This is a genomic window from Collinsella sp. TM09-10AT (genome assembly GCF_003436275.1).
GTDB lineage: Bacteria > Actinomycetota > Coriobacteriia > Coriobacteriales > Coriobacteriaceae > Collinsella.
The window spans coordinates 1-26,134 of record NZ_QSOP01000018.1 but is presented as its reverse complement, the minus strand read 5'-3'; the positions used below and the strand labels follow the sequence as shown (position 1 = coordinate 26,134).

Sequence of the window (26,134 nt, the reverse complement as noted above, 5' to 3'; positions counted from 1 at the left end):
TGTGGTCAGGGATTCGGTAAAAATCTACTCACTTAGTTTTACGTAATGCATATTGTCTTCAACGAGACCCCAGCCGGGGCGATTCCATCGCAAATTCCGGTGACCGGGGCAGCTAATTAGGCGCCGTAGGGGTTGCGGTCGCGCTCGATGCGCTGGCGGATGTGGGCGTACTCGATTATCAGCAGCACCAGGAGTAGGGCCATGATGGCTAGGTAGCTCACCACGGCGCCCATCAGACCCAGCAGCTTAATCAGGATCACCGGCAGCACCACGCTTACGGCGAAGCAGATCAGGTAGATCTTGGTGACATCGCCGGCGTGGCGCAACACCGTGATGATGGCGTAGATAAAGTCGATTGCCGCGGTGACGCCGCCGGCGACAACCATTAGCAGTGCCAGCGTGCGGTAGCGCTCAAAGTTGAGGCCGTACATAAAGCTCATGATGGGGATGCCGGGGCCTGCCATAAATGCGGCGCACGCTCCGGTAATGACCACGATCAGTGCCATAACGGCAACAATAATCAAGTCAAAGCGGCGACGCTTGCGCGGATTCGCCCAAATGCTCGACAGACGTAGGAGCTGCGGTTTATAGATAAATCCAATGCTCAACAAAATAGCCTGCGCTGGAAAGAACAGTGCATTAAAGTACAGCTGGTATTTGTAGGCCAGTGTGCCTTCCATCACGAACTTGGGCATGCTCTCGATGAGGTTGAACAGGAACAGCGCACCAAAGAGCGGGGCGCACTGGATAAACAGGTGACCAGCCTCGCGCAGACTCATACGGCGTGATTTTTCGGTTTCGAGCAGGGCGAGCGGGGCGGTGACCAGCACGAGCGAGGCAATCGCGGCGATGCCCATGGCCATGGCGGCGATGGGCATGCTGCGCGTGAGGAACAGTGCCACGCTAAAGACCGCGATGACGCCGACGGATCGTAGCGTTTGGCTCATGCCGGCCAGGTAGAGTTTGTCGGCCTGCTGCAGGCGTCCCTCGTACACGTCGGCAATGCCGTCGATCACCTTATACAGGTAGACGCCCAGGCCGATTGTGGCCATCTGCGCATCGTAGCCGCGGGCGCTGCTGTATACCAGGCCGCATGCCAGCGCGAGCGCTCCGCAGATCCAGCGGTTGAGCTGGTAAGAGGCAAAGGACGTCTTTTCGTCGATGTCCGAGACCTGGAAATTGCGCACGCCGTAGTTGCACGCGATCATGATGAGCGTGCCGGTGACAAAGGCGATGGAGAATTTGCCAGCCTCCTCGGCGCCCACGAGCTGTGTGGACACGATGGTGAGCAACGGAAACACCATGCCCCACACGGCGGTGCCCAGGGTATTCCAAAGGTAGTCGCGACGGGTGGCGTGATCTTCGTACTCGGCTTCTTGCGTGGAGAAGCCGCCGCCGTAGACGGCTCCGAGCAGGCGGTTCCACCAGGCATTGACCATGCGGTGGATGGGGCCGGGCTGGCGATCGCGCTCGCGGCGACGGCGTGTGACCTGGCTGCTGTCGGGACCGCCGGCGTTACGCTGGCTTAGCTCTTGGATTCGTGCGAGCTCCTCGGCGGTGTGCGATGCGGGGAACAGGCCGTTCTCGATGCGTCCGCCCTGCCCGTGCGCCCCGTCCGATACGGTGGGGTCGGCGACGCCATTGCGGCGGGCGATGGCGCGGCGAATGCTATCGATGGGCGTGATGCTCAAAGCGGAGTCCTTTCTATTGCTGCGCTCTAGTATAGACGCGACGGTGTTCGTTCGTGTTTTTGAACAGGTTGTTCGATAATTTCGGCGGCGCCATTCAGTAGACGGCATTTGGGGACGTTCCTTATGTGCCGGCACTTTGGGAACGTCCCTAAGTGCCGGATCCGGGGTCGCTCCTTGGTTGTTGCCTGTTCAAGAGTGTCCCTAACGACTAGGCCGCTTGCGTGCGATTTTTGACCGTTGGGCGGGCGCTTCGCCGTTGCCGCAAAAACGTTTTTGCATATCGGGTACAACGGGCTTTACGTGAGTAAAGTGCGCGCCTCGTCCACGTGTCGCGCTTTTAAAGGAGGCCCCATGCCAGGTATTACCCCTGCAGAAGTTCTGTCCAACTTTGGCATTACGCTGGTCGAAGATCCTGCCGAGAACCAGCCCCGCCTGCTGGTCGACCTGCCGGCAGCCGAGCTCGTCGAGCACGCCATCCGTCGCAACGAAGGTCGTATGGCCTCCAACGGCGCGCTGGTGATCGAGACGGGGGAGCGCACTGGCCGCTCGCCTAATGACCGCTTTATCGTTGACACCCCCGATGTTCACGACAAGATTGCCTGGGGTGCCGTCAACCGCCCGCTGTCTGTCGAGAGCTACGAGGCCATCAAGGCCGGCATCGTCGACTATCTCAACGAGCGCGACGTGTTCGTCACTCGCGGTATGGCCGGTGCCGACCGCAACCATACGCGTCGTCTGCTTGTCGCCTGCGAGCGTGCCAGCCAGGCGCTCTTTATTAAGCAGATGCTCGCCCGCCCGCTTGCCCGTGAAATCGCACGCACCGGCGAGCCGGACTTCTGTGTGCTCGCCGCGCCGGGCTACCAGTGCGATCCCGCCATCAAGGGCCTCAACTCCAGCGCCGCCGTGGTCATTAACTTCCAGGAGCGCGTGATTCTGGTCGCCGGCACCGGCTACTCCGGCGAGATCAAAAAGTCCATTTTCAGCGTCATGAATTACCTGCTGCCCGTCGAGGACGACGTGCTGCCCATGCACTGCTCGGCCAGTATGGATCCCGTCACGCACGAGACCGCCGTGTTCTTTGGCCTGTCCGGCACCGGCAAGACCACGCTTTCGGCCAATCCCACGCGCCTGCTGATCGGCGACGACGAGCACGGCTGGTCTGACATGGGCATCTTTAACATCGAGGGTGGCTGCTACGCCAAATGCGAGGGCCTGGACGCCTTCCACGAGCCCGAGATCTTCAACGCTGTCCGCTTTGGCGCGATCTGCGAAAACGTGGTGCTCGACGAGAACCGCAAGCCCAACTACGACGACATCTCGATCACGCACAACACGCGCGTGGCATACCCTGTGGAGCACATTCCCAACGCGTGGACCAAGGGCATGGGCACCACTCCAAGCGTCGTGCTGTTCCTGACCTGCGACGCCTTTGGCGTGTTGCCGCCCATCTCACGCCTGACGGCCGATGCCGCCATGTACCACTTCGTGACGGGCTTTACGGCTAAGATCCCCGGCACCGAGGTCGGCGTCACCGAGCCCACGCCCACGTTCTCTTCGCTGTTTGGCGAGCCGTTTATGCCGCTCGACCCCATGGTCTATGCCAAGATGCTCGGTGAGCGCATCGCCGACGGCCGCACGCGTGTGTACCTGGTCAACACCGGCTGGATTGGCGGCGGCTACGGCGTGGGCCATCGCATCGAGCTTGCCTACACGCGCGCCCTGGTGGCCCGCGCCCTCGACGGTACCATCGAGGACAGCGAATTCGTGCATGACGATATCTTTAACGTCGACATTCCTACCACGTGCCACGGCGTGCCCGACGGCATCCTGGTGCCGCGCCAGTACTGGCAGAGCACCGCGCGCTACGACGAGGCGGCGCACAACTTGGCCGTGATGTTCGAGGAGAACTTCGAGAAGAAGTACTCGCACCTGCCCGAGTCCGTGAAGGCCGCCGGTCCGCACGCTCAGGTGCACGCCGACGCCCGTCATCGCGGCCGCGGCCTGCTGGGACTCCGACACTAGCGTTGCTTCAGACCCAAAACCACCATAAAGGGGACAGGCACCTTTGTGGTGGTTTTACTCGCGCGGATGACTCGGGTTACAATACGCCTGACATATCGCTCCCTTCTCCGGATGGGGGCAGCGTAAGCGCTCTTGTGGCGGCACCGTAGGACTTTGAAGGTGGCCGTCGTAAGGGCGCTTTTTGTTTAGGCGCCCTCGCTCGGGCGCGCACGATGAAGGGAGAGCGCATGAAGAGCTTTATTGCCGAGGATTCGTTTTGGGAGCTATTTCCGCAGGCGGCTGTCGGTGTTGTGGTCGTAAAGGGCATGAAGCCCGCGGCTCAGATTCCTCAAGAGGACGTGGACGCGATTGCGGCGTTGCTCGACCGCGCCAATATCGACGCGGAGCGTCATCTGACCAGCGATACTATCAGCGAGAACGCACCGGTCAAGGCATGGCGCGAGGCTTATCGGCTGTTCAAGACCAAAAAGGGCGCGCGTTGCTCAATTGAGAACCTGCTCAAGCGCGTGCTCAAGGGCAAACCGGTGGGCCACATTACGCCCGCGGTGGACATCTACAACACGGTGTCGCTGACCTACGCGCTGCCCGTTGGCGGCGAGGACCTGCATACGATTGAGGGGGATCTTCGCTTGAAGGTGACTGACGGCGGCGATGCGTTCCTGCCACTTGGCGAGGAAACAGATGACCCGACGCTGCCCGGCGAGCTCGCCTACATCGATGATGCGGGCGCCGTATGCCGCTGCTGGAACTGGCGCGATGGCGTTCGCACGGCGCTGTCCGACGATTCGGCCGATGCATTCCTGGCGATTGAGTGCGCGGAGCCCGAGCGGATGGGGGATTGCCAGGCTGCCGTTGATCGTCTCGCCGAGTTGCTCGAGCGCTATCTGGGAGCGACGGTTGTCGTTAAGACGCTTGTGACCCGCGACAATCCCTGCGTGGAACTGTAACGACGCCTGCGGATCATGTTCGCCGGTCAAAACCACCACAAAGGTGCCTGTCCCCTTTGTGGTGGTTTTTATGTTGATGGGTTAACAAATGGGATATTTGGGTATGGGTGTTGCCTCGTGCGGCTAAGATGTTTACCCGTTAGCATCATGTAAGCGAAAGGCGGTCGTCTCCCATGCAGCAGAACGACGAGACACGTTTCGAGGACTTTGTCGGACTGATCAGCGGGCTCTACAAGGAGATCCAGCGCATTAAGACATCCGAGGGCGCAAGGCTGGGCCTCAAGGGCTCCGACGTTATGTGCCTGTACTATCTTGAGCGCAGCAAGGACGGCCTGACTGGCGCTGACCTGGCTCGCATGGCAGGCGTGACCCGTGCCGCCGTCTCGCGCACGCTCGCGCATCTGGAGGAGGGCGGCTACGTCGAGGTCGACGACTCGGGTGATGCGGCCGTTAAGTATCGTGCCCCGGTGCGCCTGACCGCTCTGGGCGGCGAGAGCATGAGCGAGGCGGACCGCATCATTCGCGAGGTGCTCGACACCACCGGTAAGGCTATGGGTGTGGAGCAGCGCGAGCAGATGTATGCGTCGCTGCGTACGATTCTCAACACCCTGCGTGAGATCTAAGGCCGCCAAGGCATTTGCTTCCCATTAAAAACTGCATAGTCCCGTTTGAGCGCGTATGCCGTGCCGGGGCATTGCTGTCAAAATTCCCCGCGCGGGACCTGCGCAAGAAAGGATTCGTTATGTCCGTCCGCATTATTACCGATTCCGCAAGCGATATGTCGCCGGCTGAGCACCCCGCTCTGCATGTTCTGCCGCTGTCCGTCACCTTTGGCACCGATGTGTACATGGATGGCGTCGACATCGATCACCAGCGCTTTTACGAGATGCTCGTGGAACGCGATGAGCTGCCCAAGACCGGCCAGGTCAACCCGTACGCGTTTTCGCAGGCGATTGCCGAGGCGCGTGAGGCCGGCGATGAGGCTGTGATTATTACCGTGGGCGCTAAGCTTTCGGGCACCAATCAGAGTGCCCGCACCGCACTTGCCGAGGCCCCGGGCGGCGATGTGTACGTGGTGGATAGCAATAACGTTACCCTGGGCGAGCGCGTGCTGGTCGAGTATGCCCTGCGCTTGGTGGACGAGGGCCGCGGCGCGGCTGAGATCGCGGATGCTGTCGAGGCCGTGCGCGACCGCGTGGTCGTCATCGGCCTGCTCGAAACGCTGGAGTACCTGGTGCGCGGCGGCCGCCTGTCTGCTGCGGCGGGCGCTGTGGGCACGCTGCTCAACGTGAAGCCGGTCGTGGCTGCCGAGGACGGTCTGATCGTGCAGCTGGGCAAGGCGCGCGGTTCCAAGAACGGCCGTAACCTGCTCAACCAGAAGGTCGAAAAGGCAGGCGGCATCGACTTTTCCATGCCGCTGGCGCTCGGCTATACGGGCCTTTCGGATGCGGTGCTCAAGAAGTATATCGAGGACAGCGCGGCACTGTGGGCTGGCCACACCGAGGGCGAACTGCCCGTTCACACCATCGGCGCCACCATCGGCACCCATGTAGGCCCCGGCGCCGTAGCCGTAGCCTTCTTCCAGCCCGTTAACTAGCCCACCTGCCAAAACCACCACAAAGGGGACAGGCACCTTTGTGGTGGTTTATGCTATTCCGGGTGGAAGGGAGCGAGCAATGGCGTCTGAGGGCTTTTTTGAGCGGGTGTACGAGGTGGTCGAGCAGATTCCCGAGGGGATGGTCGCCACGTATGGTCAGGTGGCGCTGCTTGCTGGACGTCCACGAAGTGCGCGGTACGTGGGGTATGCCCTGCATGGCAATCCGCGCCCCGGCGAGATTCCCTGTCACCGCGTGGTGTTTGCCGATGGCCGCATATGCGATAGTTTTGCTTTTGGCGGTCCCGATGCTCAACGTGAGCTTTTGCTAGGGGAGGGTGTGGCGTTTAAGGACGACATGCACGTCGACTTGGCCGCCTGTCGCTGGCCTGCAGGACTCTAGCGGCTCTGCCGTGGCTTAAACCACCACAAAGGTGCCTATCCCCTTTGTGGTGGTTTTGGCAGGTTTACCGAGGTTAACTTATGGAGAAGGTATGGCGGCGCGGTTTGTCGCAGCAAAGTAAACCACGGTGAACTATATTGTTTTCAGCAACGGAGCAGGCAATAGGCGATGAAAAAGCCTGCCCTGTTGAGTTTGATTCGCATTCCTCCCCTCTGTGCGATTCAACGGTGTACTTCGGGAACAGGCCCGCTGGCAACTATCTGCCAGCGGGCCTGTTCCTGTTTCGGTGAGGATTCAGCCTCACCGTCTATGTTGTGCGAAGGCGCTTTGCCTAGTACACCATGCCCATGGCGTCCTGAACCTCGGCCAGGGTCTGCTCGGCGATCTCGTTGGCGCGACGGTTGCCTTCGTGCAGGACGTCCTTTACGTAATCCAGGTCGTTCTCGTAGCGCTGGCGACGCTCACGGATCGGCGCGAAGTACTCGTTGACGGCCTCGGTCACGTACTTCTTGAGCTGGCCGGAGCCGCCCATGCCAATCTCCTCGGCAATCTCGACTTCGGAACGGCCGGTGCAGATGGCGGCCGTCGAAAGCAGACCGGACACGCCGGGGCGATTCTCGGGATCGAACGTGATCATGCGCTCGGAGTCGGTCTGGCTCTTCTTGATGCGCTTGGCCGTCTCCTCGGCGGTCATCGAGATGTTGATGGAGTTGCCGTAGCTCTTGCTCATCTTGCGACCGTCCAGGCCGGGCAGCAGCGGGGTCTCGGACAGCAGCGCGTCGACCTCGGGGAACACCTTGCCGTAGCGGTTGTTAAAGCGGCGGGCGATGGTGCGGGTGAGCTCGATGTGCGGCAGCTGGTCGCGACCGACGGGCACCACATTGCCCTTGCAGAACAGGATGTCGCAGGCCTGGTGCACCGGGTAGGTGAGCAGAAGGCCGGTGAGCTCGTGGCCCGAGGCCTCCATCTCGGCCTTGACCGTGGGGTTGCGCGCCAGCTCGGCCTCGGAGACCAGCGACAGGAACGGCAGCATGAGCTGGTTTGCGGCGGGTACGGCGGAGTGCGCGTAGATCATGGTCTTGTCGGGGTCGATGCCGCAGGCAAGGTAGTCCATGACCATGTTGTACACGTTGTCCTGGATGTGCTCGGTCGTATCGCGGTCAGTGATGACTTGGTAGTCGGCGATGAGCACGTTGGTCTTGGCGCCCATGTTCTGCAGCTCAACACGGCCCTTGAGGGTGCCGAAGTAGTGACCCAGGTGCAGACGGCCGGTGGGGCGGTCGCCGGTGAGCATGGTGAACTTCTCGGGCGTTTTGGCCAGGCCCTCGCGAATGGCGTTGCTCTTTTGCAGCGCGACTTCGTAGCTGTTCTCGTTTGGCATGATTGCTCCTAACGTATGTTCATGGGTCAAGATGATAACGCGTTTATTGGAGGGTCGGGGCGTAAGTACGCGAGGGGCGGGAGAGCGGCGGCATGTGCGATGGGCGCGGCGTGGCTGCGCGTTTGGCCGGCGGCGCCTGGGCGCATCCTCGGCAGCTTACCCTAGCGCCTGTGGTGGCGCTCCTCCCTGCGTTCTTCTGCCGCCTGCTCCTCCTGCTTAAAGGCGGGATCGTCGGGGGTGACGAGCTCGTCCTCGTGCGTGCGCTTGTTGTAATGGTGGCGCAGCACGGGCTCAAACAGGTGCAGGTGCTTGGCAAAGGCCGCCGAGCCAATGGCGAGTACGGTAAAGATGAGCACGCGCATGGGCACCTCGACCTGGTTAATCGCGGCGGCGCCGGCCGAAAGCATGATGCACCAGGCGTAGATGAGGAGCACTGCCTGCTTTTGGTTGTAGCCCTCTTGGATCAGGCGGTGGTGGATGTGGCCCTTGTCGGCCTGCCCGATGCTAATGTGGGCGCGCTTGCGGCGCACGATGGCGCTAAACGTGTCGATGATGGGCACACCGGCAACGATGAGCGGGATTATAAGCGAGGTGAGCGCGGCGGTGCGGCTCACGTTGAGCAGCGAGATGGAGCCCAGTGCAAAGCCCAGAAGCAACGACCCCGAGTCGCCCAAGAAGATGCTTGCGGGGTTGAAGTTGTAGCGCAAAAAGGCCAGGCAAGCGCCAAAGAGCGCAATGGAGAGCGCGGCGGCGTCGATGCGGCCCGAGAGAACGGCCATCGAAAACATGGTGAACGACGCGATGCCGCAGATGCCCGTGGCCAAGCCGTCGAGGCCGTCGATGAGGTTAATGATGTTGGTGAATGCCACCAGATAGATCACGGTGATGGGGTAGGCGAGCCATCCGAGCATGATCTCGCCGGGGGCAAACGGGTTGACGATGACGCCGATCCGCAGGCCGCCGATACAGGCGATAAGCGCGGCGAGGACCTGTCCGGCTAGCTTTTGCTTGGGCTTGAGCTGGAAGACGTCGTCGATAGCGCCGGTCGCAAAGATGACGGTAAAAGAAAGCGCAAGTATGGGGTAGCTGATGTGCAGACGGGGGTGGGGCACCAAAACGGGCGGCCAACCCAGGTACCAGGTGCCTAGGATTTGCACAATACAGGCAACGACCAGGCCCAAAAACACCGCCGTTCCGCCCAAACGCGGGATGGGCTTGGTGTTGATGCGGCGCTTAGAAGGATAGTCGACGGCGTCGAGCTTAATTGCCAAGCGCTTGACCAGGGGCACCGTGAGGAAGGTCGTGATAAAGGCCGCCGCTGCCACGCATAGATACGGTATGTAGCTCGGGGATGAAGCCATGAATCTAAAAACCGCCAAGCGTCGAAGGAAAAGGTCAAAGGTTGCTAAGCGCAAAGGGCATAGCCGAACCATGATACTCGACCACGGGGGGTGCATGGAATTGCACGCAGCGATAATCACGCGCTTACCAGATATTGGGATGTTGTCGATGGATTGTCGGGATACCGGCGGGGATCCATATGGGCTGTAATGGTGGTTTTCGGCAAATAAAAACCACCCCCCACGTTACGAAAATGAACCCACCTAAAACAGGTGGGTGCCCTCATCGACTGTTCCAGCGTCCTTAACAACGAAGGATACCTGTACTAGGTACGACTGTGTGGGCTCCCTAAATAAACGCGACGGTTCACCCAGTTGCTCCGCGGGGGGCGGAATACCTACATCATAAAGCGGCACTTTATCGATTCCAGTCTTGACATTACAAAAATCGTGTCGGACGATTACGGCGCCTTGGGCTCGAGCCGTCTGTGCGGTTGGTCCCTTTACGTTTGAGCTGCTGAATCGTTGTTTTGGAGCATGTTTTTATGCCGACGCCGTTGACCGAACTTTTTTCGCCCGCCTGCCATTTGTGTCCGCGCCGTTGCGGTGCGGTGCGCGACGAGGGTGCGCACGGCGTATGCGGTGCCGATGACACGCTCAAGGTGGCCCGCGCGGCGCTTCATATGTGGGAGGAGCCGCCTATCTCGGGCGAGGCCGGTTCGGGCACGATCTTCTTTAGCGGCTGCTCGCTCAAATGTATCTATTGCCAGAACCACGAGATCTCGACGGGCAATTTTGGGCTTGAGATTTCGCCCGAGCGTTTGGTCGAGATTATGCTGGAGCTGCAGGACCAGGGCGCCAATAACATCAACCTAGTGACGGCGACGCACTATGCGCACCTGTTGCCTGCCGCGATTGCCGCAGCTCGGGAGCGCGGGCTGGACATCCCGATCGTCTACAACACGAGCGGTTATGAGCGTGCGAGTGCCGTGGCGGCGCTCGGCGATTTGGTCGACGTGTGGCTTACCGACTTTAAGTATGCCAATGCGGCGCTTGCGCAGTCACTCTCTCATATTAAGGACTACCCGCGCGTGGCTGTGTCGGGTCTGGCCCAGATGGCGCGCGAGATTGAGCGCCGCGGGGGAGAGCTGGTAGACGGGGACGGGCTCATGAAGCGCGGCATAATCGTGCGTCATCTGGTGCTGCCGGGGCATGCGGACGATTCGTGCCGCGTGTTGGACCTGGTGTGGCAGACGGTGGGCGACGTGCCGATCTCGGTCATGAACCAGTACACGCCCAATGCCCTCATGCGCGAACAAGGCGGCGACCTGGCGCGCGCCGTGACGCGCGAGGAGTACGAGCAGGTGCTCGACCATGCCGACGACCTGGGCTTTACGACGATGTTTTGGCAAGAAGGCGGAGCGGTAGACGAGAGCTTCACCCCGGCGTTCGACACCACCGGCGTCCTCACCAGCGCAAAGTAGTGCGCTCGCCGATGATTTTTCTGGGACGGGGATTAAAAAATCATCGAGAGGATCGCCTGCTCGAAAAGTTGTCAAAATAGCCGCGTCCCAAAAAGACTGGGTATTGGGCGTTGACAGTTGGCGAGCCGTAGGTAAAATATCAACTTGTCCTGGGGACGTAGCTCAGTTGGGAGAGCGCTGCCGTCGCATGGCAGAGGCCGAGGGTTCGACTCCCTTCGTCTCCACCCTTGGATTTGATAAGCCGCTGACATTGTGTCGGCGGCTTTTTTTAAAAGAAAGGGCTGTACCATGGCCAAGCTTGAGTCCCAACCACTGTCTGCCGAGGAACGCGCCGAGTTGGAAGAGCTCCGCGCCGAGAAAGCTCGTCGCGAGGCCCAGGAAGAGGCACGCCGCGAGCGTGAGGAGCTGGCCGCCCTGCGTGCCGAGCGCGAGAAGGCCGAGGAGGCCGCCGCGAACGTCGCCCCCGCGCCCAAGCCCGCCGCCGCGAAGCCCGCGCCCACCGCACCTAAACTTCAGCCTAAAAAGGTCGCTCGTTCCAAGTCCGTCGAGCCCAAGCCGAGCCGTGACGAGATGACCTTTGCCCAGCGCATGGTTACCTCCAAGGAGCCTACGGGCGAGAACGAGATCCCTGGCATGGCGCCGGCTCAAAAAATCATCATTGTCCTTGCCCTCATCGCGTTTGTCATCTTTATGGGCTACACGATCCTGACCAGCATGGGCCTGCTCTAGCCCATTCGCGCTGGGTGCCATGCCCGAACACTCTGCCCTTTTCCAACCCTCAACCTCTGCACAACGCATCCGAAAGGTCGCCCCATGGCTTTGACCGACATCTCGCATCCCACCGACATTGCAATGCTCACCGATCTGTACGAGCTCACTATGGCCCAGGGCCTGTGGGAGAGCGGCAAGGCCAATGAGCAGGGTTGTTTTACCGCGTTTTACCGCGACCATCCCTTTGGCAGCGCCTATGCCGTCATGTGCGGCACCGCCGAGCTGCCCGAGCTGGTCGAGAACCTGCGCTTTACGCCCGAGGATATCGACTACCTCGCCTCACTCCAGGCCCCGGCCGGCGGTGCGATGTTCAAGCCTGCATTCCTCGACTACCTGCGCGATTTTCGTGCACATGTAAACATCGACGCCGTCCCCGAGGGCGAGCTCGTCTTTCCGCGCGAACCCATGGTTCGCGTCACCGGTCCCGCGCTGGAGTGCCAGCTGCTCGAAACGGCGCTGCTCAACATCGTCGGCTTCCAGACGCTTGTTGCCACCAAGACGGCGCGCGTGGTGCTGGCGGCGGACGGCCGTCCCGTTGCCGAGTTTGGCCTGCGCCGCGCCCAGGGTCCCGATGGCGGGCTGGCCGTCGCGCGCGCGAGCTACGTTGCCGGCTGCTCCTCTACGTCCAATGTGCTCGCCGGCCGCCGCTACGGTATTCCCGTCTTTGGCACGCATGCGCACAGCTGGGTCATGAGCTTCGACTCCGAGCTCGAGGCCTTCCGCGCCTTTGCCAAGTCGAGCCCCAAGAATTGCACGCTGCTCATCGACACCTACGACGTACGTGAGGGCTGCGAGCATGCCATTACGGTTGCCAAGGAGATGGAAGCGGTGGGCGAGCGCCTGTCGGCCATTCGCATCGACTCCGGCGACCTCGCCAAGCTCTCCAAGTATGTGCGCGGCCGTTTTGATGCCGAGGGCCTGCCCTATGTGGGGATCTCGGTTTCTAACGATTTGGATGAGTACACGATTCAGTCGCTGCTCGACCAGGGCGCGCCTATCGATAGCTTTGGCGTGGGCACCAAGCTCGCGACCTGCTACGACCAGCCGGCGCTGGGCGGCGTGTACAAGCTCGCCGCCCGCCGTGCGAGTGAGACGGACCCGTGGACGCCGGTGGTCAAGCTCTCCGAGCAGCCCTACAAGCGCACGATCCCGGGTGTGCAACGCGTGCGCCGTTATTACGACGGCTTTGGCGGCCCGGTCTGCGACATGATCTACGACGAGGACCATCTGGCGGGGGAGGGCGCCGCGCGCGGCAATACCCTCGTGGCCGTGAATGATGCCGCTCTGGTGACCGACGTGTCCGAACTTGAGTATCGCGAGCTGCTGGTGCCGATCGTGCGCGATGGCAGTGCGGTGGCTCCGCGTGAGAGCATCCAGGACGCGCGCGAGCGTTGCGCCTGGGCACTTGACCATCTGGACGCAGCTTTCAAGCGCTTCCTGTACCCGCAGACCTATGTGGTGGGCATGGAGCAGGGCCTGGCTCAGGTGCGCGACGAGCTCGTGCGCAAGAACATGGCTGCGGCTTCGGCCTTCCCCTGGGCAAAATGATCCGAAGGGGACGGAGGAAAACGGATCATTTTCGTCCGTTCCGCACCAGGCGCCCCGACTGCCCCAGCTCGCCCGAACGCTCGACATTCGATTGGTTTGACGTATGACGACTTCTTATAAAACGATGGTGGTAAAGATCGGTTCGTCCACGGTGGTGGGCGCCGACGGCAAGGTCAACCGCGCCTTTATCGGCGGGCTTGCCGACCAGGCCGCAGCGCTGCGCGAGCTTGGCTGGCGCCTGGTCGTGGTGAGCTCGGGTGCCATTGCCTGCGGCTATCCCGTGCTGGGCTTCGACCGCAAGCCGGTCGGTGACCTGCCGAGCCTGCAGGCCTGCGCCTCGGCCGGTCAGTGCATCATCTCGTCGGCCTACGACGAGGAGTTCCATGCGCGCGACCTGCTCACCTCGCTCGTGCTGCTCACGCGTCACGACACGGCGCGCCGCACGTCCTACCTGCACGCGCGCGACGCCCTGCTGCGCCTGGTGGAGCTGGGCGTGGTGCCGGTCGTCAACGAGAACGACACCGTTACCGTCGATGAGATCAAGTTCGGCGACAACGACACGCTGGCGGCGCTTGTGAGCTGCCTGGTTTCTGCCGATCTGTGCGTGACGCTCTCGGACATCGATGGCCTCTACACCGCCAATCCGCATGAGGATCCGACGGCCGAGTTTATCCCGGTCGTGCATAAGATCGATGCCAAGATTATCGCCTCGGCGGGCGATTCTTCCACATCGGTGGGTACGGGCGGCATGATCACCAAGATTCGCGCGAGCCGCATTCTCATGACGGCGGGCATTCAAAGCGTGATTTGCTCGGGCGAGGAGCCCGATGCGCTCGTGCGTCTGGCCCGCGGCGAGAGCGTGGGTACGCTGTTCGATCCGCCGGCGGAGCGCCTGGACATTGCGCCGCGCAAGTTGTGGATCGCACTGGGTGACAAGGCGCATGGCTCGGTGACGGTCGATGATGGCGCCGCGAAGGCGCTGGTCAGCCGCGGATCGTCGCTGCTCGCGGTGGGTATTCGCGAGGTCGATGGCCAGTTTGCCGAGGGCGATGTGCTCGACGTGTGCGACCCGAGCGGCATGGTTGTCGCCCGTGGTATCGCCGAGGCCGATTCGGACGTGCTGGAGCTTGCAGCCGGCCGCCGCCAGGACCAGATTGCCAGCAACCGCCTGCTCGCAGACCTGGCCGAGAAGCCCGCGATCCATAGGGACAACTTGATAGTGTTTGCATAAAGAGAGGCAGCGCTGCGGCTCGTTTTGCCAGCAGTGCTGCCTCTCCTTTTCCGGCACTTGGGGACGTTCCTTTTGTGCCGGCAGACGGGGACACTCCTTTGCTAGAAGATCTGGCGCAGGTCTCCGCGGTTGAGGGCTTCGTCGAAGAGGTGCTTGAACACCACGCTGCCGTGCAGGCCGTCGTGCTCGAACTCGTTCGTCACCCAGGCATGCGAGTTGCCCACGCGGCTGAGCGTATCGAGCTGCAGGCCCGAATCGACGTACATGTCGTCGAAATACACCGCGGCCTGGAGCGGCACCTCGTTGCAGGCCAGGCGTTGCGGGTCGTAGATCTTGTCCCAGCTGGTGTCTTCCATCAGCAGGTCCATGGTGGGTTTAAACGGCTTAAGCTCGGGCATCTGCTCAAACATCCACGGGAACATGGCCTCGCCGGTAAACATGAGCGGGCGCGCGAGGGTGTCGAACTCGGCACGGTGTGCCTTCTCCTCTGCCGCGGCCCAGCGAATGGGCATGGTATCGCCGTCGGCGTAGATGAACTCCTGAAGCGTCCAGTACAGCGGATTCGTGCGCGTGTTGGTGCGCTCGAAGGCACGCATCAAAAAGCTGTCAGATATCGAGACGCCGCAGGTCAGCGTGCCGTCGCCGTCAACAAAAGCGTGATCGATAATCCAATGCATGCGCTCAAAGCTCGGCTTCATGCCAAAGTCGCTGCCCATGAGCTGTAGGCGCTCGACCGTCATCGGCGAGCCGTCGGGCAGCACGGGCTTCTGAGCCTCGAGCGCATCGGCAAGAGCCGCCACGCGCTCGACGTCGGCGGGGTAGCGGTCGTAATACTGCTGTGTCTTGGCAGCCATGCGCGGGAAGGTGTGCGCGTAGACCTCGCTTGCGCTCGCCGGCACGTGGGGGATGCCGCCGCAGGTAAAGCTTGCCGCCACGCCCTCGGGGAAGAGCGACAGATAGCTCAACGTCAAAAAGCCGCCGTAGCTCTGCCCGAGTGTGACCCAGGGCTTGCCGCCAAAGCCCACCAGGCGCAGGTACTCAAAATCGCGCACGATGGAGCTGGCGAGGTGGCGCTTGAGGAAGTCCGCCTGCGAGCGGGCCGCATCGGCGCCGGCTGCCTCGGCGCGATCGCCCAAGGTGGCAATCGTGCGTCCGTCCACGCAGCTACTGCGTCCGGTGCCGCGCTGGTCGGGCAGGACCACGCGGAAGTGCTTGACGGCCTCCTCGATCCAGCCATCGCTTGTGGGTGACAGCGGACGCGGGCTCTCGCCGCCGGGGCCGCCCTGCAAAAACAGAAGCAGCGGCAGATCGTCGTTGATGCGGTCGGGCGCGCAAACCACGCGGTAGAAGAGCTTGATGCTCTCGGGCGCGCCGGCGATTGGTGCCGGCATAGCGCCGCGGCGCATGGTGCTGCCGACGGCCAGGAGCATTGGCTCCAGGCCGCGCCAGTCGAGGGGGACGTCGATGCTGTGGTCCTCGACATACAGGCCGGGGACGTGGTACGAAGTAATGAGGGCCATGTGAGTCTTCCGTTCGTTGCGGTGTTTCGGGTTGACCAATTCTACCGCCGCGGGCGAGGGCATGCGCAAATCGGCTACCATGGTTGCAAACTTCTAGGAGAAAGGGCCGTCCATGTCGGTCGATATAGCCACGTATGTCCACGATCTTGCCGTTGCCGCTAAGGCAGCGTCGGCCTCGCTTGCCACGGCGAGCGACGAGCAGCGCCAGGAGGCCGTGCGCGCCATGGCCGCAGCACTGCGCAACGGTATCGACTCCATCGTCGCCGCCAACGAGCTCGATATGTCCGCTGCGCGTGATGCGGGCACCTCGGTCGGATTGCTCGATCGTCTGCTGCTGACGCCCGAGCGCGTCGAGGGCATGGCCGCCGGCCTGGAGAAGCTCGCCGAGCTGCCCGATCCCGTGGGCCGCGTGCTCGATCACCGTGTGCTTGCGAGTGGCGTGGACCTTACGCGCGTGAGTGTGCCGCTGGGCCTGGTTGCCATGGTCTACGAGGCGCGCCCCAACGTGACGGCCGATGCCGCGGGCATCTGCATCCGCACCGGCAACGCCTGCATCCTGCGCGGCGGTTCGCTGGCCTATCACTCGTGCGCCATGATTGCCGAACTGCTGGCCGATGCGCTTGAGGCCCAGGGCTTTCCACGCGAAGCTATCTCGATGATCGAGTCCACCGACCGCGAGGCCACCGGCGAGCTCATGAAGCTCCGCGGTATTGTCGATGTGCTCATTCCGCGTGGCGGTGCGGGCCTGATCCAGCGCTGCGTGCGCGAGTCGCTTGTGCCGGTGATCGAGACGGGCACAGGCAACTGCCACATCTACGTGCATGAATCCGCCGATTTTGACAAGGCGCTCAACATTATCGTCAACGCTAAGACGCAGCGCGTGGGCGTGTGCAATGCCGCCGAGTCGCTGCTGGTCGACCGTGCCGTGGCGGATTCGTTTTTGCCGGCGGTCGTTGCCGTGCTGCACGACCACGGCGTGCTGATTCACGGCGACGAGGCCACGTGCGCCGCATGCGCTGCCGCCGGGCTTGCCGAGGGCGACGACTATGTAGCCGCGACTGAGGAGGACTGGGGCCGCGAGTATCTGGCGCTCGAGATGAGCGTGAAGGTCGTGGCGAACGAGGACGAAGCCATCGCGCACATCAACCGCTACGGCACCATGCACTCCGAGGCCCTCGTTGCCGAGGACGAGGATGCCTGCGAGCGCTTCCTGGACGCGGTCGATGCCTCGGCCGTGTATGCCAACGCCAGCACGCGCTTCACCGACGGCGGCGAGTTTGGCCTGGGCGCCGAGATCGGCATCTCGACCCAAAAGCTCCACGCCCGCGGCCCCTTTGCCGCCGAGGCCCTCACTACCTACAAATACAAGCTCCGCGGCACCGGCCAGGTCCGTCCCTAAACCTGTTGCAAACGAAAAACCACCACAAAGGCGCCTGTCCCCTTTGCGGTGGTTATAGGTGGCGTGGGCGGTTAGGCCTGGAAGGTGTCGCGATCGGGAGCGAAGGATTGCATGGCCGCGATGGTACGGTCGAAGAGCTCGGGAAGCTCCCAGCCCAGCATCTCGGCGCCCTGCGAAATCACGTCACGCGAGCAGCCGGCGGCAAAGCGCTTGTCCTTGAACTTCTTCTTGAGCGACTTGGTCGTAAAGTCCATGACGCTCTTGCTCGGGCGCATGACGACGGCGGCTCCGATCAGGCCGGTGAGCTCGTCGCAGGCGAACAGTATCTTTTCCATCTGCAGTTCGGGCTTGGGCAGCGAGGTGTTGAAATCGGACGTGTGCGTCTGGATGGCGCGAATGAGCTCGGGAGAGGCGCCCTCGCCCTCGAGGATCTCGGCCGCATAGATGGTGTGGTTCATGGGGTCATCCTCATGCTCCTCCCAATCCAGGTCGTGCAGCAGGCCGACGATGCCCCAAAACTCCTCGTTCTCGGGGTCGAACTCGCGCGCAAAGTAGCGCATGGTGCCCTCGACCGTTTCGCCATGGGTGATGTGGAACGGGTCCTTGTTGTGCTCGTTGAGCAGTTCGAACGCACGGTCGCGGGTGATTCCGGCGGTAAGTGGCTCTGCCATAAGAGGCTCCTTGTGCTCGTAGGTATCGCTAAGAATGAATACTACTAGAACGACTAGAACGAAAAAACCACCACAAAGGTGCCTGTCCCCTTTGTGGTGGTTTTTGGCGCGGATGGGTTAGTTGAGGGCGGCTTGGGCTAGGCGGGCTTCGGCGTCCTCTTCGGTGACGCCCAGGGCCACGGCGAACTCCTCAATGGAGCGGCGCTTGGCCTCCTTGAGTACGCGCATGTAGTAAGAGCTGGGCTTTTTATCAGCTTCCTCGGCCTGGCGAATGCGGTGCATCATGGTCTTTGCCACGCGGACCGTCTCGGGCGCGCCCAGCTTGAGCTGCTGCTTAAAGTGCGTCTCCTCAAGCGAGCTGTTACGCTCGGTAAAGGTGTCGCACTCCAGCTCGTCATAGTGGCTCAGCAGGTGCTCGGCATCTTGCTGGGAGATGGCGGCATGCAAACGATCGGCCTGCGCCACGGGGTACATGAGGATCGTCTGCGCATGTCCCTGCTTGGTCTCGAGCAACAGCATGGGCTGCGGCGTGTCGTCCCTAAAACCGACGACGGTGCAGACTCCCTGACCCGGATGAATGACGTGTTGACCGATTGAGAACATGCTACCTCCAACTTATACGAATTTACGTATGTCTAGAATAACACGCTGACGTGCGCAAACCCTTACTTTATGCAGGAAAAGCACACAATTCTGATAGGTAAGAGTATTCGATAACAGACGCAGCTCATTCACACCTTTATGCATTTTCAACGCCTGCATAATCTGCAGGCAGACCGGCATCTTTGAGTGACTCCATGCAAGCTGTAGTCATTTTTGTGCATATGCAATATCTATTAGCTTTACCCTGCGACAGTGCCCGTCGCTTGTGATAAAGTGCTACAAACTCTGGCTTTTGCCCTACGAGTGACCAAGAGCTCGGGGGCTTTAACACAAGGAGGATCTATGCCCGAGAAGATTGAAGAGCTGGTACGCGCTGCGCTTGCTGCGGCCCAGGAGGCCGGCGACCTTTCCGCATTTGAACTTGACGATTGCGCTATCGAGCGACCGGCTGACACTTCTCATGGCGAGTGGACCTCTACCATGGCCCTGAAGTCCGCCAAGCTGGCCCACTGCGCCCCGCGCAAGATCGCCGAGGTCATCGTTGCCCATATGCCCGAGGACCCCGCGATCGAGAAGGTCGAGATCGCAGGCCCCGGCTTCATCAACTTCTACCTCTCCGTTGCCGTCAAGAATGCCATCTTTGGCGAGGCTCGCGAGAAGGGCATGGACTTCGCTAAGTCCAACGTCGGTGGTGGCCTGAAGACCCAGGTCGAGTTCGTTTCCGCCAACCCCGTCGGCCCCATGCACATCGGCCACGGCCGCTGGGCCGCGCTGGGCGATTCGCTCTGCCGCGTTATGGACCACGCCGGCTATGAGATCCAGCGTGAGTTCTACATCAATGACCACGGCTCTCAGATGAACACCTTCGGCAACTCCATCAGCACGCGCTATATGCAGCTTGCCGACATCATCGCCAAGCAGGGCGTTGATATCGACGAGGCTCACAAGCTGCTGATCGCCGACCGTGACGCCTTTGTTGCCGACGAGAACGACGAGCACCCCGAGACCCATCCGTATCAGGACAACTTTGCCGAGACCTTGGGCAAGGACTCTTACGGCGGCGACTACATCATCGACGAGGCCGCCGAGTTCTGGCGCACCGACGGCGACAAGTGGGTCGACGCCGATCCGCAGGAGCGTATGGAGAGCTTCCGTGAGCGCGGCTACGTGAAGATGGTCGACAACATGCGCGACCTCTGCCACGCCGTCAACTGCGACTTTGACCGTTGGTACTCCGAGCGCTCGCTGTATGTGAAGGACACCGAGGGCGAGACCGCCGGCACCTCCGCCGTCGACCGCGCTTTTGAGAAGCTCGACAAGATGGGCTACCTCTACACCAAGGACGGCGCCCTGTGGTTCCGCTCCACCGATCTGGGCGACGACAAGGACCGCGTCCTGATCAAGTCCGACGGCGAGTACACCTACTTCGCCTCCGACGTCGCCTATCACTGGGATAAGTTCCAGCGCGTCGACCACGTCATCGACATCTGGGGCGCCGACCACCACGGTTACATCGAGCGCGTCCGCTGCGTCTGCGACGCTCTGGGTTACCCCGGCAAGTTCGAGGTTCTACTGGGCCAGCTCGTCAACCTGCTGCGTAACGGCAAGCCCGTCCGTATGTCCAAGCGCAAGGGCACCATGGTGACCCTGCAGGAGCTCGTCGACGAGGTCGGCTCCGATGCCGCTCGCTACACGCTCATCTCCAAGAGCTCCAACCAGATGGTCGACTTCGACATCGAGGCCGTTAAGAAGCGCGACAACTCCAACCCGGTCTATTACGTGCAGTATGCTCACGCCCGCGTGTGCTCCATCCTGCGCCGTGCCGCCGACGTTACCGCCGAGCAGGCCAACGAGATGGGCATGAAGGCCGTTGCCGCCAAGGCCATCGGTGAGAACGTCGATTACTCGCTGCTGACCGACCCGACCGAGCTCGCCCTTTCGCGCAAGCTCAACGAGCTCACCGACCTGATCGCCAGCTGTGCTCGCGATCGCGCCCCGTTCCGTCTGACCCACTTTGCCGAGGAACTCGCCGGTGACTTCCACAGCTTCTACGCTGCCTGCCAGGTGCTGCCGAGCGAGGGCCGTCCCGTCGACCCCGAGCTTTCGCGTGCCCGTCTGGCCGCTTGCGATGCCGTCCGCGTGACGCTCGCCCTGGTGCTCACCCTCGTTGGCGTTTCCGCGCCCGAGCAGATGTAACCTGCGGGTCATTTGACCGTGTAGGTTTGGTTTAACTGAGCCCTATAAGCCCGATCTCCCACGGAGGTCGGGCTTTTTTCGCAAATGCCGACGTATTGACGAATTTGGAACTGCTGGAAATACGAAACTATGCCGGTTTACTACGATGAATTGGGAATTTCCAACCACGCTGGCTTTTCGCAAAAAAGCGCAAGGCATCTACCTGCGGTTTTAGTTCAACATGTTTCGGAGTGGTCGCGGTTGATCGATTCGTCGTAGTAAACCGCCATAGTTTTTGCGGAGGCAGTCTGATTTGTGGGTGGTAGACCAAAGAGTGTCCCTTTTGACTAGTCGTTTAAGAACGCCCCCAATGACTAAGTTGCAGGTGGCGGCGGTTGTGTTACACTAACGCTGCGTAGTTGACGCAATCATCTCGATACAGATCAATGATGTCCGTCGTTTTGAACGGAACTAGACTGTTTAGCCGCCCTGAAGGTTTATGCAGGGAGCATGTGATCACAGGGCTTGAAAAGAAAGTTGAGCAAACACTGTGTCTGATCAACAGCAAGAAAACGAAATAACGACGACGCAAGCCGCTCCCGCTGCACCGGTTGCGTCGGACCAGGTCGCGGCGCCCGCGCAAGCCTCGGCTCCCGAGACGCCTAAGGCTGCTTCGACGCCTGCGCCTGCAACTGGTGAGGAGGCTGCTCCGGCAAAGCCCAAGCTCGCGCGCCGCACGGCCAAGCCTGCCGCTGACGGCGAGGAGGTCACCAAGCCCAAGCGCCGTACCACGCGCACGACGCGCGCCAAGCGCACCGTTGCAGCTGACTCCTCGGCGCCGATTTCCGATGAGGTCGCGCAGGCACGTGCGTTGGCGCAGATTAGCGAGGCTCAGGTGGTGCGCGCCCGCCGTCGTGCTGCCGAGCGCGAGGCCGCGGCTCTGACCGAGCTTGCAGCTCCGTCTGTGCCCGAGACGCCTGCCGCCATCGAGACCCCTGCCGCCGACCTGCCGACCGAGAAGCCGGCACCGCGCACACGCCGCCGCACGGCTGCTAAGGCCGAGCAAGTTGCGGAACAGGTAGCCCCCGAGCTCACTGAGGCTTCGGTCCGTTCCGCGGCAGGGGAGGGCACATTGCCTGTTGAGCCCGCTGCGCCTGTCGAGGCCAACGAAGTTCCCGTTGTCGATCCGGCTTTGCGCCCGCACCGTCGCGGTCGCAAGCCCAAGGCCTTTGTCGAGGCAGAGAAGGCCGCAGCAGCAGCCGCCGCCGCTCGGGATGCTGCGGCGACCGCCGAGTCTGCAACCGCTGCCGATGCACCCGTCCAGGATGCTACGACTTCCGAGGCCGCTCCCGCCGATGCCGAGCCCGCCGACGTCCGTCCCGGTCGCAGCCGTCGTACTGCTGCTAAGCGCACGTCCAAGGCCAAGGCTGCCAAGAAGGGTGCGTCCGAGGATTCTGCCGAGACGACCGCCGATGCGTCGACTGATGTCGCCAAGGCCCAGGACGTCGAACAGCCTGCGTCCGAGAAGCCCAAGCGCGGTCGTAAGAAGTCCGTTAAGGCCAAGGCGTCCGAGCAGCAGGATGTCGAAGCGCAGGTTGATTCTGGCGCCGAGGCCAATGACGCCGCCGCGGCCAATGTTGGCACCGCCGCAACCGATGGTGCCGCCCCCGCTGAGGGCGAAGACGGCGCTCGTCCCAACCGTCGCCAGCACAAGCGCAACGACGAGCGCAACGAGCGTAAGGACGACCGCAACAACGACCGTCGCAACCGCCAGCGCGATCGCAAACAGCGCAACAAGGAGCGTAATGCCGCTCCCACCGAGCCCACGCTTTCGCGCGAGGAACTCGCGGCCATGAAGGTCGCTGAGCTGCGCGAGAAGGCTAAGGAGTTCGAGATCGAGACGACCGGCAAGAAGAAGGCCGAGCTCGTCGAGGAAATCTACGTCACCGCTGCGAAGGCCGAGGGCTTCCGCGACATCAAGGGCATTCTGCAGATTCGCCCGGACAGCTCCGGCATCATCCACGCCCATGGCTACATGAAGTCCAACGACGACGCCTTCGTGCCCGCCTACCTCATCCGCTCCGCGCGCCTGCGCACGGGCGACGTCATCGAGGGCTCGCTGCGTCCTTCGCGCGGCGGCGACAAGCGCGCCGGCCTCGCCAAAATCACGACCGTCAACGGTCTGGACCCCGAGCAGATTCGCAACCGTCCCAAGTTCAGCGACCTCACCCCGGTCTATCCCAACGAGCCGCTGCGCATGGAGCACGGCAAGGACTCTATTACCGGCCGCGCCATCGACATCGTGTCACCGATCGGCAAGGGCCAGCGCGGCCTGATCGTGTCCCCGCCCAAGGCCGGCAAGACCACGATCCTCAAGAAGATCTGCCAGTCTATCTCGATTAACAACCCCGAGGTGCACCTCATCTGCCTGCTCGTCGACGAGCGCCCCGAAGAGGTCACCGATATGCAGCGTTCCATCAAGGGCGAGGTTGTGGCGTCGACCTTCGATATGCCTGCCGACAACCACACCCGCGTGGCAGAGCTCGTCATCGAGCGCGCCAAGCGCATCGTAGAGCTGGGTGGCGACGTCGTGGTGGTGCTCGACTCCATCACGCGCCTCGCCCGCGCCTACAACTTGGCGGCGCCCGCCTCGGGCCGCATCCTTTCGGGCGGCGTCGATTCGGCGGCCCTATATCCGCCCAAGCGCTTCCTGGGTGCAGCCCGCAATATCGAGAACGGTGGCTCGCTTACCATCCTGGCCTCTGCCCTCATCGACACCGGTTCCAAGATGGACGAAGTCATCTTTGAGGAGTTCAAGGGCACCGGCAACATGGAGCTTAAGCTCGACCGCGACCTGGCCGACCGCCGCATCTTCCCGGCTATCGACCCCGTTGCCTCCGGTACGCGTAACGAGGACCTGTTGGTCGACGAGCAGATGCGTCCGTTTGTCTTTGGTCTGCGTCGCATTCTTGCCGGCATGAACAACACCGAGCGCGCAGCCGCATCGTTTATCAAGGGTCTTAAGGGCACCAACACCAACCAGGAGTTCCTGGTGCGTTCGGCCAAAAAACACAGCGACTACGAGCAGACGTTCTAGGTTGTCATCCACGCGCAGCGATAGTCATCAATGCGATAGAGGGTCGGGGCTTTGAGCCTCGGCCCTTTTCCGTAGCGCCGCTCCGCGCTTATTTTTGACCGTAAGACCGACGAGCAGCAGGTTTCCCGTTTCAATCCGACATCGTCGCTTGCAATCGGCAGGGCGGTTTCGCATAATAGCTTTTAAGCTTCGCGACGGAAAACGCAGATGAAACGAACCATATACCGTTGCTTTGGGGCATAGCCCCGCTTCATCTTCTCTCGCGCAGCCAACTGAATGATGCGATTTGGGTGCTGGAAGATGGGGAGAGCTCATGGCTTCTTCTGATGCAACACAACGAGCAGTCCTTGCCGGACTTTCGTGTGGGATCGGCCTTGCCGCTCCCGTGGTTATGTATGCCGCGACGCTGCCGTTTTCGTCGGTGAACGAGACGGTCGTGGCGGGTGCAGTTCCCTTCGCCGTGGGCGCGGTGGCGGGCGTGGGTATCTATGCCGCCTCGCTGGGTATCTCCGAGTATCGTGCGCAGCGTGAAGAGCGTCTGTTCCAGCCCGATGCCATGGGCGGTGCCGCCAATCTCAATCAGCATCAAAGCGAGTTCAAGACCGCCTCGATTCCAGCTCAGCAGCAGGATGCGACTCCTTACGCTGCGACTTCTGCTTCTCAGGCTCAGTCGGAGCAGTCTAACTCGGCATTCCTTTCCGGCCTGACTGGTGCGTTCCAGCGCCGTCATGCCGACGATGGTGTTCCTACCATTGCTCGTGCCGCAGATGCTATGGACGAGGCCGAGGCTTGGTCCATGATCGACAGCATGCTCGACGACGATTCGCCGGTGAGCTGCGACCCTGCGCGCTCGCGCGACGTCTATCAAGTCGCCATCGACGAGCTCACCAACGGCGGGCAGACCGGCTCCTTCAATCGCGACGACATCGCCGCCGCGGCGCGTGCCGTGTCGGGCTCCCAGGCCGCCCCTGCGGGCAGCACGGCGGCTTTTGTGGCACTCGTTGCCAACGCGGCAGCCAATAACGCCTACAGCGCTACCTCGGCGGACGCGAACGTTTCTGCCGATAATTCGTACGTTGATGAAGCCATGACCGCGGACGAGGAGGCCGTTGCCGCCCGCCGTGCCGCCGAAAGCTCGCTTTGGGGCGCTCCTGCCCAGCAGCAGGCGGCTGAGGCTGCGCCGTACAACGCAAACCTCGCCAGCATGCCTATCATTTCCGGTGCCGCGGACATCGATCTCGATGACCTCGATGAGCCTGCAGCCATCACCGCATCGATTGATGCCCAAGATCGCATCGACACCGGCGACCTTCCGGACGCCTCGCTCGAGGTTGATGTCCCCATGGCCGATTACTCGGGCCACGAGGACATGTGGGCCGCCGCCACTGCGATTCTGGATGAGATTGACGAGCCTGCTCCTGTTGCAGCCCCCGCTCCCGTCGCTGCCCCTCAGCCTGCTGCCCCCGCCTATGTCGGCCGTCACAGCGCTGTGTTCCCCGAGGATACTGCCCGTATCTCGCGCGAGAGCATCGAGCGGGCCGAGGCTATTGCCGCCGGCATTATGGAAAACCGTCGTCACGAGCGCGTCAATCAGATCCTCGAGGAAGAGATCGAGCGCCTGCAGTCCTCTACCGCCAAGCGTACGGGCCGTGCCTATCTGAGCGTTATCGAGGGCGGTACCGCCAGCTTCGCGCCGCTCCGCGCGGAGGCATAACTTCTGCATGGTTAAGATCAATCGAAAATGGGCGGTCGTGACCTGCCTGATGGCGCTCTTGATCTGGGGCAATTCGCTGGTTCCCGGCTCGGGGTCGGGCTCGCTGAGCCTAACGGTCATGGAAGCTATCCGCGGTTTCCTGCACAGCGTGGGACTTCCATATGAATGGGTGACCAACTTTGTTGTTCGCAAATGCGCGCATTTTACCGAGTATATGGTGCTCGGCATCTTGGCAACGCACGCCTTTGATTTTGAGGGCCGGCGCACCTTTGACGTGCTGCTGCCCACGGCGGTGTTCCTGCTGCTGATTCCTTCGATCGACGAGACGATTCAGCTCTTTGTGCCGGGACGCGCCGGCATGATCACCGATGTGATGATCGACTGCTGCGGAGCGGCAACGGGCGTTGTGCTCCGATATCTCTTACGGCCGCTGATGCGCGCCAAAAAAGCCGCCTAGGACGTATTGTTTGGTCCTAGGCGGCCTTTTTTATTGGCTCTGTTAGACCAAGGTTGACATAAAAACGATGTCACCGCGAGGCGGTA

Annotated in this window: 20 protein-coding genes and 1 tRNA gene; 15 read left to right on the top strand and 6 right to left on the bottom strand. The window is 61.9% G+C overall.

Annotated elements, in window-relative coordinates; genetic code table 11:
- Nucleotides 1-116 precede the first annotated feature (116 nt).
- Nucleotides 117-1,691, bottom strand: coding sequence for a lipopolysaccharide biosynthesis protein (locus DXD77_RS07885; RefSeq protein ID WP_233506775.1), 1,575 nt, complete (start codon nucleotides 1,689-1,691; stop codon nucleotides 117-119).
- A gap of 351 nt (nucleotides 1,692-2,042) precedes the next feature.
- On the opposite strand from DXD77_RS07885, the gene pckA reads away from it, so the two are divergent.
- The 5 genes from pckA (at nucleotide 2,043) to DXD77_RS07860 (ending at nucleotide 6,657) form a co-directional block, all read left to right on the top strand.
- Nucleotides 2,043-3,713 (top strand): phosphoenolpyruvate carboxykinase (ATP), encoded by a 1,671-nt coding sequence (gene pckA / locus DXD77_RS07880; RefSeq protein ID WP_199408627.1) that lies wholly within the window; start codon nucleotides 2,043-2,045, stop codon nucleotides 3,711-3,713.
- A 227-nt stretch (nucleotides 3,714-3,940) separates the two neighbouring features.
- A complete protein-coding gene (locus DXD77_RS07875) occupies nucleotides 3,941-4,660 on the top strand; it encodes a B3/4 domain-containing protein (protein ID WP_089572051.1) in 720 nt (239 codons plus the stop codon).
- 173 nt (nucleotides 4,661-4,833) lie between these two features.
- Nucleotides 4,834-5,283, top strand: coding sequence for a MarR family winged helix-turn-helix transcriptional regulator (locus DXD77_RS07870; RefSeq protein ID WP_022093866.1), 450 nt, complete (start codon nucleotides 4,834-4,836; stop codon nucleotides 5,281-5,283).
- Nucleotides 5,284-5,402: 119 nt separating this feature from the next.
- Complete coding sequence (locus DXD77_RS07865; protein WP_117648374.1) at nucleotides 5,403-6,257, top strand: DegV family protein; 855 nt, start codon at nucleotides 5,403-5,405, stop codon at nucleotides 6,255-6,257.
- Nucleotides 6,258-6,336: 79 nt separating this feature from the next.
- The gene (locus DXD77_RS07860) at nucleotides 6,337-6,657 is read left to right on the top strand and encodes an MGMT family protein (protein WP_117648373.1); all 321 of its coding nucleotides are present in this window, start codon (nucleotides 6,337-6,339) and stop codon (nucleotides 6,655-6,657) included.
- Between the two features lie 331 nt (nucleotides 6,658-6,988).
- On the opposite strand, the gene trpS is transcribed toward DXD77_RS07860, so the two are convergent.
- Entirely contained in the window at nucleotides 6,989-8,038 is a 1,050-nt protein-coding gene (gene trpS, locus DXD77_RS07855; protein ID WP_117648372.1) for a tryptophan--tRNA ligase, read from the bottom strand.
- A 161-nt stretch (nucleotides 8,039-8,199) separates the two neighbouring features.
- Entirely contained in the window at nucleotides 8,200-9,399 is a 1,200-nt protein-coding gene (locus tag DXD77_RS07850; protein WP_117646362.1) for an MraY family glycosyltransferase, read from the bottom strand.
- A gap of 524 nt (nucleotides 9,400-9,923) precedes the next feature.
- Between DXD77_RS07850 and DXD77_RS07845 the strand changes: the two genes are divergently transcribed.
- The 5 genes from DXD77_RS07845 to proB all read left to right on the top strand — a co-directional run bounded on the left by DXD77_RS07845 (nucleotide 9,924) and on the right by proB (nucleotide 14,412).
- Nucleotides 9,924-10,862 (top strand): radical SAM protein, encoded by a 939-nt coding sequence (locus tag DXD77_RS07845; protein WP_117648371.1) that lies wholly within the window; start codon nucleotides 9,924-9,926, stop codon nucleotides 10,860-10,862.
- Nucleotides 10,863-11,013: 151 nt separating this feature from the next.
- Nucleotides 11,014-11,086: transfer RNA gene (locus DXD77_RS07840), tRNA-Ala, on the top strand.
- A 64-nt stretch (nucleotides 11,087-11,150) separates the two neighbouring features.
- The gene (locus DXD77_RS07835; RefSeq protein ID WP_117648370.1) at nucleotides 11,151-11,591 is read left to right on the top strand and encodes a hypothetical protein; all 441 of its coding nucleotides are present in this window, start codon (nucleotides 11,151-11,153) and stop codon (nucleotides 11,589-11,591) included.
- Nucleotides 11,592-11,675: 84 nt separating this feature from the next.
- A complete protein-coding gene (locus DXD77_RS07830) occupies nucleotides 11,676-13,181 on the top strand; it encodes a nicotinate phosphoribosyltransferase (protein WP_117648369.1) in 1,506 nt (501 codons plus the stop codon).
- 103 nt (nucleotides 13,182-13,284) lie between these two features.
- Complete coding sequence (gene proB / locus DXD77_RS07825; protein ID WP_055252326.1) at nucleotides 13,285-14,412, top strand: glutamate 5-kinase; 1,128 nt, start codon at nucleotides 13,285-13,287, stop codon at nucleotides 14,410-14,412.
- Nucleotides 14,413-14,513: 101 nt separating this feature from the next.
- Here the strand turns inward: proB and DXD77_RS07820 are convergent, their stop codons facing one another.
- Complete coding sequence (locus DXD77_RS07820; RefSeq protein ID WP_117648368.1) at nucleotides 14,514-15,932, bottom strand: alpha/beta fold hydrolase; 1,419 nt, start codon at nucleotides 15,930-15,932, stop codon at nucleotides 14,514-14,516.
- 112 nt (nucleotides 15,933-16,044) lie between these two features.
- Between DXD77_RS07820 and DXD77_RS07815 the strand changes: the two genes are divergently transcribed.
- Nucleotides 16,045-17,331, top strand: a complete 1,287-nt coding sequence (locus tag DXD77_RS07815; RefSeq protein ID WP_117648367.1) for a glutamate-5-semialdehyde dehydrogenase — start codon at nucleotides 16,045-16,047, stop codon at nucleotides 17,329-17,331.
- Between the two features lie 71 nt (nucleotides 17,332-17,402).
- On the opposite strand, the gene DXD77_RS07810 is transcribed toward DXD77_RS07815, so the two are convergent.
- On the bottom strand, nucleotides 17,403-18,002 hold the full coding sequence (locus DXD77_RS07810; protein WP_117648366.1) for an HD domain-containing protein: 600 nt from the start codon (nucleotides 18,000-18,002) through the stop codon (nucleotides 17,403-17,405).
- Nucleotides 18,003-18,119: 117 nt separating this feature from the next.
- On the bottom strand, nucleotides 18,120-18,605 hold the full coding sequence (locus DXD77_RS07805) for a CarD family transcriptional regulator (RefSeq protein ID WP_022094807.1): 486 nt from the start codon (nucleotides 18,603-18,605) through the stop codon (nucleotides 18,120-18,122).
- Nucleotides 18,606-18,947: 342 nt separating this feature from the next.
- Here DXD77_RS07805 and argS point away from each other — a divergent pair, with 342 nt between their 5' ends.
- The 4 genes from argS (at nucleotide 18,948) to DXD77_RS07785 (ending at nucleotide 26,048) form a co-directional block, all read left to right on the top strand.
- On the top strand, nucleotides 18,948-20,801 hold the full coding sequence (gene argS, locus DXD77_RS07800; protein WP_117648365.1) for an arginine--tRNA ligase: 1,854 nt from the start codon (nucleotides 18,948-18,950) through the stop codon (nucleotides 20,799-20,801).
- Between the two features lie 529 nt (nucleotides 20,802-21,330).
- The gene (gene rho, locus DXD77_RS07795) at nucleotides 21,331-23,877 is read left to right on the top strand and encodes a transcription termination factor Rho (protein WP_233506774.1); all 2,547 of its coding nucleotides are present in this window, start codon (nucleotides 21,331-21,333) and stop codon (nucleotides 23,875-23,877) included.
- Nucleotides 23,878-24,190: 313 nt separating this feature from the next.
- Nucleotides 24,191-25,591: a hypothetical protein gene (locus DXD77_RS07790; RefSeq protein WP_147325430.1), complete on the top strand. Its 1,401-nt coding sequence runs from the start codon at nucleotides 24,191-24,193 to the stop codon at nucleotides 25,589-25,591.
- A 7-nt stretch (nucleotides 25,592-25,598) separates the two neighbouring features.
- Entirely contained in the window at nucleotides 25,599-26,048 is a 450-nt protein-coding gene (locus tag DXD77_RS07785) for a VanZ family protein (protein WP_117648363.1), read from the top strand.
- The last annotated feature ends 86 nt before the right edge of the window (nucleotides 26,049-26,134 follow it).